This is a genomic window from Thermoanaerobacter mathranii subsp. mathranii str. A3 (assembly GCF_000092965.1).
Classification (GTDB): domain Bacteria; phylum Bacillota; class Thermoanaerobacteria; order Thermoanaerobacterales; family Thermoanaerobacteraceae; genus Thermoanaerobacter; species Thermoanaerobacter thermocopriae.
This window is the reverse complement of record NC_014209.1, coordinates 91900-102500: the sequence shown is the minus strand read 5'-3', so window position 1 is coordinate 102500 and position 10601 is coordinate 91900. Positions and strand designations below refer to the sequence as shown.

General features: G+C 33.2%; 13 protein-coding genes, 2 tRNA genes, 1 other RNA gene and 1 riboswitch (1 of these 17 running past the window's edge). All 16 genes read right to left on the bottom strand.

The window, feature by feature from the left end; translation table 11 throughout:
- A protein-coding gene (locus tag TMATH_RS00525; protein WP_013149565.1) for an HD-GYP domain-containing protein crosses the window boundary here: on the bottom strand, nt 1–219 show its 5' portion. Its footprint begins 954 nt before the window's first position; the window shows 219 of its 1173 coding nt (coding positions 1–219); it begins with the start codon at nt 217–219; its stop codon lies beyond the left edge, outside the window.
- 54 nt (nt 220–273) lie between these two features.
- Nucleotides 274–660 (bottom strand): fluoride efflux transporter CrcB, encoded by a 387-nt coding sequence (gene crcB / locus TMATH_RS00520; protein ID WP_013149564.1) that lies wholly within the window; start codon nt 658–660, stop codon nt 274–276.
- On the bottom strand, nt 657–1058 hold the full coding sequence (gene crcB / locus TMATH_RS00515; RefSeq protein WP_013149563.1) for a fluoride efflux transporter CrcB: 402 nt from the start codon (nt 1056–1058) through the stop codon (nt 657–659). The genes crcB (TMATH_RS00520) and crcB (TMATH_RS00515) overlap by 4 nt, the downstream gene beginning before the upstream one ends.
- Nucleotides 1059–1116: 58 nt before the next feature.
- A riboswitch (Fluoride riboswitch) is annotated at nt 1117–1176 on the bottom strand.
- A gap of 47 nt (nt 1177–1223) precedes the next feature.
- Nucleotides 1224–1823: a recombination mediator RecR gene (gene recR, locus TMATH_RS00510; RefSeq protein ID WP_013149562.1), complete on the bottom strand. Its 600-nt coding sequence runs from the start codon at nt 1821–1823 to the stop codon at nt 1224–1226.
- Nucleotides 1824–1832: 9 nt separating this feature from the next.
- Entirely contained in the window at nt 1833–2168 is a 336-nt protein-coding gene (locus tag TMATH_RS00505; protein WP_012994215.1) for a YbaB/EbfC family nucleoid-associated protein, read from the bottom strand.
- 66 nt (nt 2169–2234) lie between these two features.
- The gene (gene dnaX / locus TMATH_RS00500) at nt 2235–3785 is read right to left on the bottom strand and encodes a DNA polymerase III subunit gamma/tau (RefSeq protein WP_013149561.1); all 1551 of its coding nucleotides are present in this window, start codon (nt 3783–3785) and stop codon (nt 2235–2237) included.
- A gap of 58 nt (nt 3786–3843) precedes the next feature.
- Entirely contained in the window at nt 3844–5739 is a 1896-nt protein-coding gene (locus TMATH_RS00495; RefSeq protein WP_013149560.1) for an HD domain-containing phosphohydrolase, read from the bottom strand.
- Between the two features lie 252 nt (nt 5740–5991).
- An RNA gene (gene ffs / locus TMATH_RS11505) (signal recognition particle sRNA large type) lies at nt 5992–6258 on the bottom strand.
- Nucleotides 6259–6400: 142 nt separating this feature from the next.
- Nucleotides 6401–6495, bottom strand: a tRNA-Ser gene (locus tag TMATH_RS00490).
- A gap of 12 nt (nt 6496–6507) precedes the next feature.
- Nucleotides 6508–6598: transfer RNA gene (locus TMATH_RS00485), tRNA-Ser, on the bottom strand.
- A 4-nt stretch (nt 6599–6602) separates the two neighbouring features.
- Nucleotides 6603–7049, bottom strand: coding sequence for a tRNA adenosine(34) deaminase TadA (tadA, locus tag TMATH_RS00480; protein ID WP_013149559.1), 447 nt, complete (start codon nt 7047–7049; stop codon nt 6603–6605).
- 187 nt (nt 7050–7236) lie between these two features.
- Nucleotides 7237–7641, bottom strand: coding sequence for a YmaF family protein (locus TMATH_RS00475; RefSeq protein ID WP_012994211.1), 405 nt, complete (start codon nt 7639–7641; stop codon nt 7237–7239).
- A 675-nt stretch (nt 7642–8316) separates the two neighbouring features.
- The gene (locus TMATH_RS00470; protein WP_013149558.1) at nt 8317–8730 is read right to left on the bottom strand and encodes a type II toxin-antitoxin system HicB family antitoxin; all 414 of its coding nucleotides are present in this window, start codon (nt 8728–8730) and stop codon (nt 8317–8319) included.
- Nucleotide 8731: 1 nt separating this feature from the next.
- Entirely contained in the window at nt 8732–8932 is a 201-nt protein-coding gene (locus TMATH_RS00465; RefSeq protein WP_013149557.1) for a type II toxin-antitoxin system HicA family toxin, read from the bottom strand.
- 482 nt (nt 8933–9414) lie between these two features.
- Nucleotides 9415–10242, bottom strand: coding sequence for an Rpn family recombination-promoting nuclease/putative transposase (locus TMATH_RS00460; protein WP_013149556.1), 828 nt, complete (start codon nt 10240–10242; stop codon nt 9415–9417).
- Between the two features lie 65 nt (nt 10243–10307).
- The gene (locus tag TMATH_RS12440) at nt 10308–10541 is read right to left on the bottom strand and encodes an A24 family peptidase (RefSeq protein WP_408643077.1); all 234 of its coding nucleotides are present in this window, start codon (nt 10539–10541) and stop codon (nt 10308–10310) included.
- Nucleotides 10542–10601 lie beyond the last annotated feature (60 nt).

The following is a 10601-nucleotide window of genomic DNA, read 5'->3' as shown; positions in this document are numbered from 1 at the left end:
TTCATCCGTGTTAAAGTCTTCATATACATCTCCTTTTCCTATATCATGCAAAAAGGCAGAATAATATATTTTTTTTATATCTTCTTCATTTAAATTCAACATTTTTGCAATCCTTAAAGATATATAAGCCACTCTTCTTGCATGTCCCATGTTTTTATACTCTTGAACATCAAGAGCCAAAGATATAGCAGACAGGAGATCGTTATAATTTAAATTCACATTTTATTCCTCCTAACTGATATTTATTTTCTACTGATATCTATTATACACCAATCAAATTAAATTTCCCACACAATTTCCGATATAATATCCCACCACTCCTCCTATTAGCCCAAATACAATTGTTAAGGCCATATACTTAAAGGCTTGAAAATATTTTTTGTTTTTAATTAAATCTATTGTCTCATGAGAAAAAGTTGAATATGTTGTAAAAGCACCTAGGAATCCTGTTGTTAAAAAAAGTTTAACATCATCGTCTAAATTTACATTTATTTTAGGACTTGATAAAAAATTTAATAAAAACGAACCTAATACATTTATAATGAAAGTTTCGATTGGAATAATTATCTGTCGCTTTTCTTTTATATGCCGTGATATTTCATATCTCAATATTGCTCCAAAAAATCCTCCAATTCCAACATACAATGTACTTTTAATCATTCCTTTTCCCTCTCCTTAAGAAATTCAAATATTTTGTCAGCAAATTCAAATCCTAAATATGACATTAAAAGTCCTCCTATTATTGATAAAATCACATAATTTAAAGCAATATAAATTTCCCTCGCCTTTAATAAATTTATTGTTTCCATGCTAAAAGTAGAAAATGTCGTAAAAGCTCCAATAAATCCTGTTGTTATCGCTAACCTCAAATTAGTATTTATCTTGTATTTATCCATAGTAAAATTTGTGATAAAACTTAATAAAAACGAACCTAAAATATTTATCATAAAAGTTTCAATGGGAAACACCGTATGATGCATTTTTGTAAAGTAAATTGTTATTAAGTATCTGAGTACTGCTCCAAAAAATCCTCCAACCCCCATATAAATGTATTCCATGAAAATCTCCCTTTCTATTTACATTTTTAGACAATAAAAAACTCCTATTAGGCCTGTCATCCTAATAGGAGCCATTAGCGTTTCCGCATTTACGGCGAGCTCCATCGCCTTCTCAAATTTGTCATAATTTATTATAATAAACTACAAAGAAAAATGCAATACCCTTTACAATTCCCTTCTACCTTCTAAAGCCCTTGAAAGAGTCACAACATCAGTGTATTCAAGGTCACCGCCCACTGGCACTCCATGGGCAATTCTTGTAACCTTTACTCCTAATGGCTTGAGTAGCTTAGCAATGTACATTGCAGTTGCTTCTCCTTCTATATCAGGATTTGTAGCAAGTATTACTTCTTTTACATTCCCATTTTTTACTCTGTCTAAAAGTTCTTTAATTTTTATATCTTCTGGTCCTATCCCTTCTATTGGGGAAATAACACCATGGAGTACATGATACACTCCTTTATATTCTCGTATTTTCTCCATTGCCACAACGTCCATAGGATGAGAGACAACACATATAAGAGAATTATCTCTTTCTTCATCACTACATATGTTACATACCTCTGTGTCAGTTATGTTGTAACAAATTTTACAATACTTTATTTTTTCTTTAGCATCTATAATCGATTGAGATAAACTTTTTACCTCTTCTGTCGGCATGTTTATTATGAAAAAAGCAAGCCTTTGCGCTGTCTTAGGACCTATACCAGGCAACTTTGACAGTTCTTCTATCAGTTTTGCTAAAGATGCCGAATAATAGCCCATTTTTTCACCTCAAAACAGTCCAGGAATATTTAATCCTCCAGTTATCTTTGCCATTTCAGAAGCGATCATTTCTTCTGCATTTCTCAAAGCTTGATTAACCGCAGCTAATACAAGGTCTTCCAGCGTTTCAACATCTTCTTTGTCTACTACATCAGGGTTTATTTCAATACTTACAAGCTCTTTTCTGCCATTAGCAACTGCTTTTACCATTCCACCACCGGCAGTAGCTTCCACCGTTTTTTGTACTAATTGTTCTTGCATTTTTTTTATTTCTTCTTGCATTTGCTGGGCTTGTTTAATCATATTATTTATATTAAACCCGCCCGGAAATCCTCCTTTTGCCATAATAATTTAACCTCCTAAAATTTATTCTAAAAACATTTATATGCTTTTTTGAATTATTTGTGAAAATTATATTATCTCTATATCTTCGCCAAAAAACTCTTTAACTTGCTGAACCAATAATTCTTCTTCATTTTTCTTTAATTCAAACTTTAAATGGATTGATTTACCAACCAGTTTTTTTACTATTTCTTCAATAAAACTCTTGTTTTCCGCTTTGTTCAATTCCTCTTTAAATAAAGCATTCTCTTCAGGATATTCTACCACAATTGTACCATTTTTAAAATAAGGAGTTCCTTTTTCTATAAAAGCGTACAAAGCTATTCTTTCTTTTTTTATCGTCTCTTTTACTTCATTCCAAACTTTTTCTAGATCTATATCCTCTTGTTCTATTATTTGTGTTGTTTTTTCTTTTTTTGGTAAAGTATTTCTCTCCTTATTTTCATCTTCTTCTTTTTCTTCTTTTAAAAAAAATTGGCCTTTTGTTAATTTATCCTCTATTTGCTCCACCCTTGATAACAAGCTCAACATATCATAAGAAATCTCCGGTTTTATCAACCTCAAAATAGTTATTTCTAAAAGAGTTAACGGAGCTATAGCATATTTAATTTCTCGTTGGAGATTTGTGAATTTTTCTAAAGCATTAGTCAAAAAAGCAGTGCCAAAGTTTTGCACTTTTTCTTTTATCGTTTCTGCATTGCTATACAAAATTTCTTTTAATTCTTCTCCTCCTGTTTTGTAAAGGACCATATCTCTTAGAATATAAGTTAAAGACTTTAAAAAATTTCCTAAGTCTATTCCATAAGATAAAATTTTATCTAACTGTTTCAAAGAAGCTGCTACATCTTTAGCGTTTATATAATCTAAAAGGGAAAATAGCATTTCATCATTAGCTACGCCTAACATTTCACATACATCTTCATAAGTTATAAAACCTTCTTTGTAAGATATGCATTGCTCCAGTAGACTTATCGCATCTCGCATAGAACCATTTCCATAAAGGGCAATAGTTTTAAGTCCTTTATCTTCGATTTTTATTCCACTGTCATTACAAATTCTATCAAGATTTTGAGCAATTAACCGTGTAGGTATTCTTTTAAAGTCAAACCTTTGACATCTTGACAAAATAGTATCAGGCAATTTATCTGGTTCAGTTGTAGCAAGAATAAAAATCACATGAGAAGGGGGTTCTTCTAATGTTTTTAAAAGAGCGTTAAAAGCCCCTGTAGAAAGCATATGCACTTCATCAATTATATATACTTTGTACTTTGTTTGAGAAGGAGCATAAATTACAGACTCTCTTAACTCTCTTACATCATTTACACTGTTATTAGAAGCAGCATCAATCTCTAAAACATCCATAGTAGTGTTGTTATTTATAGCGTGGCAAATATCACAAGAATTGCAAGGCTCTCCCTCTGTATTATTTAAGCAATTAACTGCCTTTGCAAAAATTTTGGCTATACTGGTTTTTCCTGTACCTCTTGTACCTGTAAAAAGATAAGCATGCCCTATCCTATTAAGCTTTATTTGATTTTTTAAAGTTTTTACAATATGCTCCTGCCCCACTACCTCTTTAAAGCTTTTAGGCCTGTACTTTCTATATAAAGACTGATACATACTTTAACACCTCATTATCTTCAATTGTAACAAAAAAAAAGATATATTTCTATATCTTTTAAGAAGCATTTGAAAAAACTTGATTTTTTATCTCTTCTAATCTGTGCTTTTCATTCATGTAAAGAGAAATAAAAGCATCTACTACTTCAGGGTGAAATTGCGTTCCTTTATATTTTAAAAGCTCATTTATCGCTTCTTCAACATTCATTCCCTTTCTGTAAGACCTATCTGAAGTCATGGCATCAAAAGCATCCGCCACGCCAAGAATTGCTGCTTCTATAGGAATTTCCTCTCCTTTTAACCCATAAGGATAACCTTTCCCATCATATCGCTCATGATGCTTTGAAACAGCCTCTAATATCTCTTCTGGTAGAGCTATAGGCATCAAAATTTTTCTTGATATCTCTGGATGACTTTTAATTACTTTATATTCTTCATCTGTAAGTTTTCCCGCCTTCAAAAGAATAGCATCCGAAGTACCTATCTTTCCTACATCATGCAATATCCCAGCAATTCTAAGTTGTTCTATTTTTTCTCTTGAAAGCCCTATATATTCCCCTATCAACGCCGCGTATTGAGATACTCTCATTGAATGCCCTTTGGTGTAAACATCTTTCGCTTCAACTGCATAAGCAAGAGCTTCTATCGTTTTTATAAATAATTTTTTGACCTCATCATAAAGCCTAGAATTCTCAATTGCAACAGAAACTGCACTCGCTATCGACCTCAACAAGCTCATGTTTTTTACTGTTTTAGTAGAGGTCCATACAGTTAATATTCCAATTGTCTCATTTCTTGAAACCAAAGGAACAATAACAGCTGAAAAGACTTCTTTAGCAGCAAAAATAGGAGCTAAATTTTTATCATGTGGAAATTCCTCAACCCTCTTTATTTTTATTTCTTTCAAATTTATTAAATCATTCATATCCTCTCGTGGCAATTCTATTTTATTTAAAATAGGATAGTTTCTAAGCTCTCCCCCTTTTATAAGCAATATAAATTTTTGAGACTTTTTATCATACTCTCTTATGGTACACAGCGGTGAATTGAGCATATTTGCTACTTTTTCCACGATCGCATTTAACACTTCCTTCATGTCACTTCCTGATGTCAAAAGCTTTCCTACATCGTTAATGGCTAATATTTCATTGTTTTTTTCAGCTATTTGCTGTTTAACATGATAAACCTCTGTAATATCCCGGGAAATTCCTTGTATTCCTACTACCTCTCCATCAGTTTTAAGCCTTTTCACATGAGTTTCTGTTATGACCAGTAAGCCTTCTTTACTTTTAAAATTAATCTCCGAAAAATTGATTTTCCCTGCCATCATCTCTTTTAACGTCTCTTTACTTTCTTCATCCACAATCTCCAAAAGGCTTTTCCCTATTAACTCTTGAGGTGTATAATTTAAATATCTTACAACTCTCGAATTTACAAATTCAATAATAAAATTTTTGTCTGTCAACCACAGAATATCCCGAATATTATCAACTAACAATCTATACTTTCTTTCAGAAACTTCTAGCTCGTGAGCTAAAGCTTCTAATTGTTCATACGAAGCCTCCAACTCCGCATTAAATTCTTGCAATTCTTTGTTTTGACGCATTAAATTTTCAGTTTGCTCTTTTAGTTTTATATAACTTTGCGACAACTCCGTTGCCACAAAATTTAGATTTTTCGATAATTCTGCAAATTCTTTTGAGTTGGTAATATTTAAGCGAAAATTAAAATCCCCATCTGCTATTTTTTTTACCCCTTCATTTAATTTTTCAAGGGGTCGAGACAACACTTTAGACAAAATAGCAGATAAACCCATCGAAATTAATAAAATTACACCCCCAATGAAAATTTTATTTTCAAATCCTGATAAAAAATGTACAATAGATAATGCATAAACAGTCATCGAAAAACCAAATAAAACAAAAAATAACTTTTTATTATAATTACTAATCATAAAATCCCCCGTCTTTCTTCTTTTATAGAAAACGACTTTTTATATTATTTCGGATAAAAGCCATAAAAAGTTAAATAGAAATTTTGAGAAGAATTTTCTAAAATATGTATCCTAGAAAAATTATTAAGGTAGATAAAAACCCATAAAAAAATAATACACTCATTCTGAATAACTTTATAAAAACTCAGAATAAGTGCATTTCAAGCATCGGCACTTTTAAAGTCTTTAAAATATATAGGCAAAAATAAAAGGCCGTACACCCAGCTTCGACCTGCCACCATAAGCGTTACATAAGCAGTTAGCTCCACTCAAGCGCCCCTGCGGCACACGGAAGTGCTTGCTTACCGCTGCTTCCTTCCGGACCTGACGGGGTTCACAAGTTTCCGTTGCGCAGGACTCAAGTATCAACGCCACTTACCTATGCCAGACCTTACAATGGTCAGGCCTCAGCCTGGGAATTCAACCCTGCTATAGCGGATTGCAGGTTACAGGGCACCGCTACCTCCCCATCTAGTACGGCCCGAGTATTCCATCTTCCACTTTTCACACACTACTTGGCAATGATTGTGTTGTTTCTGTTTTTTTACCTAGACTTGTATTCAAACTGTAATAGACCATCCAATATAACACAAGATTCTTACAAAATGAAAATCGATAAAAATGGCGGAGAGAGAGGGATTCGAACCCTCGGTACCCCTTTTAGGGGGTACACACGATTTCCAGTCGTGCACCTTCGACCAACTCGGTCATCTCTCCACGTCTATTTTATGGCGGAGAGAGCGAGATTCGAACTCGCGAGGCGAAAAATTCGCCCACTCGCTTTCGAGGCGAGCGCTTTCGACCACTCAGCCATCTCTCCGCACTTATTCTCTTAAAGTCTTAAAGAAATTTTCTAAAAGCATCTTGCATTCATCTTCCATTATGCCAAAATATACTTCTGTTTTACTTCCTAAATCAGGATTGTTTAAAAGGTTTATGACTGTACCAGCAGCACCAGATTTATCACTTTCTGTCCCAATATATACTCTTTTTATACGTGCTTCTAAAATAGCTCCTGCACACATTGGACAAGGCTCTAAGGTGACATACATGCTACAGTCATCCAATCTCCAGCTGCCAAGAGTTTTACAAGCTTCTTTTATTGCCATTATCTCAGCATGAGCTGTAGCATCATTTGTAGCCTCTTTTTGGTTAAATCCTCTTCCAATTATTTGATCATCTTTTACAATAACAGCTCCAACAGGTACTTCTCTAAGTTGGTAACTTTTATTCGCCTCTAAAATAGCAGCTTTCATGAATTTATTAATCATACCACCAACCTACGGCCTTTATTTGTCTTCTGCATAAAGGTATTTTACCAGAGAATTATTGTAGTGTCAAGTGCCTCTAAAAAGCTAGGTCCGTGTCAAAAAACCGAATAACAGGCAGTTTACAATACAATTTTAGCCCGGACTTGAACCGGGCTTTTAATATGGTCATCTTAATATGATAAAATTATTAATAGTGCTCAAAATCAGAAATAGGATCTTCAATTAAGGTAGCAAAAATGAATTCATGATAGTGATCATCATCAACAGTAGTTTTTCCTTCAACAAAGTGCACATGCTTATTATCCCCAACATCAATAGCAGGACCAGTTATTACGCCTATCTCATGATGATGATCCTCATAGAAGTCAGTACTGACCAATATTGCATGAACATGACTATCACCATCTGGTATAACTTGGCTGGTGACACCTGCAAAGCGGTGATTGTGTTGTTCTTCTTTTCCCTCTTTTCTTTTTTTGTCTTCTGCTGCTAATTTTGTACTACCTAAAAACTCATGGTTATGAGTTTGACCATCGTCTTTTTTATTATTGAAATCAAAATAATTTTTAATTTCCTCAATTGATAGTTCCATATAGCTCAGCCTCCAATAATAATTTTTTTGACCAATAATATTATATGCTTAAGTATAAAGATAAGTGTATAAAATGAAAAGATATTATAGCGAGCATAGTTAATCAACTTATTAGCTAGTTGATTTATAAAATTTCTAATAATTACATCAATTCTAAACAAAAGTAAAGGGCAGGTATTCAGAAAATACCTACCCTTCAATATATTCTATTTAGTGAGACTAATTCATAAGATGGCCCTTGTAAAATCTCTAAAATTAAAATTTTTTTTTGCTAGTTTGGTTGCACACCTTCTATGATATCGAGACAATGCATACCATCAACTTCGTCTAAATTCTGGTGCGCCCGGAGGGACTCGAACCCCCAGCCTTTTGATCCGTAGTTAGAAAAAAATAATTTTTTTAAGTTATAGATGGAATTATAAAATTTAAAAACCCTTGATTTTATAGGCTTTTTGAGGTTTATATTTTCCATATTTTTTTACTAAATACTAGATGTTTTTGACTCATACGTTAGCAAAATGTTTGCAAACACACCTCTAACTCAGTCTTTATTTTTTTCGGTTTTTATAGAGACTCTTAGAAAACTATTTTTATACTCAAAATTAACATTAAAAACCACACAGAGTGCAATAAACCATATAAGTACAGCCATAATAGTCAAAAATTTTGTAATTTTTATACTCTATTTCTCTCCTTTATATTTAACTTCTCTCTTAAGGCATATTGAAGTACTTGCGAAAAATTTATATTAGCCTTCTCTGCTGCTTCGTTTAACCACCGGGGGAGCGTAACTGTCTTCTTCACACTTTTATTTGCCATTTCATCCCTAACAGGAGGCATATAGGCTTCAATAAGGGTAACGAAAGCTCCCTCAGGAACTTTTATTTTTTCTGGAGGTGTAGGTTCAGGGATAGGTTCGTTATCTTCTTCTAAGTTGTATATAAAAAGCTCTAAAGCTTCCTTTGCCATATATAACGCTTCTTCAAGTGCATCACCTTCAGTTATACATCCGGGTAAGTCAGGAAAGGTTACAGTATAGCCGCCTTTTCCATCAGATTCAAACACTGCTGGGAAAATATATTTATCCATGTCAAAACCTCCCTTTCTCCTTTTTTAATCCTGCCTGCTTAAGAATTGAATTTAATGTTTTCGGTTTTAAATCTTTATTGTGATAAGGAATTTGAATTTTGCCTGGCTTTGAAGGATGTATCATATGTACATGAGAACCCCTTTGATTTTTTATTATCCATCCCTCTTTTTGAAGCATTTTTATCAATTCTTTCGGCTTCATTTTTCTTCCTCCTGCTATATTATAATACGTGTAATATATACGTGTCAATAATTTTATGTAGATTTAATCTTTCTGCTTTGTAGTCATTTTAAATTTCCACCCCTAAAATTTTTTACTCGCTCGTATCTGACAGCCTGGCACTATAGCTCACTTTCTTACGCCATTATGCTTACACCTCCTCATTTTTTGTTTGCTTCTTGTTTGCCCCCGGCAGTTAAAACAAAACGGCCTGCGAGCCGAAGGTCAAGGGGTCGGGGAGGGATACCGGACCGAGCGTAAGCGAGGGAGGATATGCTCACCGACCGAAGGCCTGCCCCTTGACCGTAAGGCGAGCAGGCGTATAATCTTTTGTGCGGGGGCAAACAAAAAAAGCACCTCTGCTTCGCAGACGTGCTTATTCAAACGGATTTTTGATTTGAGCGAAGCGAAAATGAAAAATCCGTACCCATATTTAAAAAAACAAAAGAGCCTTTCACGGCTCATTAATTTAACAATTTTTTTATTTCTTCCTTTGAAAGCTCTGTTATTTCTGCGATTTCGTCAATACTCATTCCTTTTTTTAATAATTCCTTGGCAATTTTTATACTTTTTTCTTTTTCCCCTTCTTTTTTGCCCTCCAATTTACCTTTTTCTAATATTTTCTTATATATTTTTGATTCCTCAAGAATTGACACACCTATCACCTCTGAAAAAATTTTTTCTATGACTTCCTCATCATAAATTATTCCTGCCAGAATTTCGGCTGCCGTGACTATATAACTTTTCTTTCCTCTATCCACTGGCATATCTCTTATTACCTCAGTACATTTTCTAAGATACTCTTCTTTTTCTTTTTGCCTTTTATCTTTATCAGCTACAGGTAAAAAAGTGTATAAATCGTAATATTTAGTTTTAACAATATCCTCAAATTTTATTTTCCCCACATCTATTATCCTATAGCGAAAGTTTAACAAATTTTCTTCTCCTAAATGATAGTCCAAATTATTATCCATTTTTAACTCATTTTTACTGAAATAAACTACCACTTGATAAGGTATTAAATTATGCTTTTCCATTATTTCTGTAGCGTATCTTAGCATTCTATAAGGCATTTTGCTGTCATTATAAGTTTGAAATTCTATATGTAGAGCTATATCTCCATTTTCAGTAGTACACTTGAATACCATGTCACTTTCTCTGCTTTCAATCGTGGTAAATTCAATGTTTAGTTCATCAAGCTTTGTAAATTTAAGACCCAAAAAATATGATGCTATGTCATCGGCAAGGTTTGAAAAAATATTTTTGGCTGTAATGTCGTATTCTTGTGACATATGAAAATCCTCCTTTTACTTCTACTGTAATTATAACATTTTTGAAAGCTGTAAAACAGGTATTTTTAAAAATTTACAAAAAAACTTATTATTATTCCAACAAAAAGAGCAGGCATAAAAGGAAGTTTTGTTTTAAACTTTAGGAGAACGAGGGAGTAGAGGAGAAAAATTATAGATGAAAATAAAAGAATGTCCCATATCCTAAAACCAGCGTAAAAAGACAGAGCAGTCAAAATTTTTACGTCTCCTCCGCCTATTCCTCTAAACAGCCATAAAAGGAAAAGCATAATAAAAACTATAAAAAACTAATGGATAATAAAAAAATTATGCCCTGTATAGAGTAACTGCTCTATACAGGG

Coding starts and splice junctions, on each gene's coding strand:
- crcB (WP_013149563.1), bottom strand. CDS start 1,058: ATGGAATACATTTATATGGGGGTTGGAGGATTTTTTGGAGCAGTACTC.
- TMATH_RS00460 (WP_013149556.1), bottom strand. CDS start 10,242: ATGTCACAAGAATACGACATTACAGCCAAAAATATTTTTTCAAACCTT.
- TMATH_RS00465 (WP_013149557.1), bottom strand. CDS start 8,932: ATGAAGCCGAAAGAATTGATAAAAATGCTTCAAAAAGAGGGATGGATA.
- TMATH_RS00495 (WP_013149560.1), bottom strand. CDS start 5,739: ATGATTAGTAATTATAATAAAAAGTTATTTTTTGTTTTATTTGGTTTT.
- crcB (WP_013149564.1), bottom strand. CDS start 660: ATGATTAAAAGTACATTGTATGTTGGAATTGGAGGATTTTTTGGAGCA.
- TMATH_RS00475 (WP_012994211.1), bottom strand. CDS start 7,641: ATGGAACTATCAATTGAGGAAATTAAAAATTATTTTGATTTCAATAAT.
- dnaX (WP_013149561.1), bottom strand. CDS start 3,785: ATGTATCAGTCTTTATATAGAAAGTACAGGCCTAAAAGCTTTAAAGAG.
- recR (WP_013149562.1), bottom strand. CDS start 1,823: ATGGGCTATTATTCGGCATCTTTAGCAAAACTGATAGAAGAACTGTCA.
- TMATH_RS00470 (WP_013149558.1), bottom strand. CDS start 8,730: ATGGATAAATATATTTTCCCAGCAGTGTTTGAATCTGATGGAAAAGGC.
- tadA (WP_013149559.1), bottom strand. CDS start 7,049: ATGATTAATAAATTCATGAAAGCTGCTATTTTAGAGGCGAATAAAAGT.
- TMATH_RS00505 (WP_012994215.1), bottom strand. CDS start 2,168: ATGGCAAAAGGAGGATTTCCGGGCGGGTTTAATATAAATAATATGATT.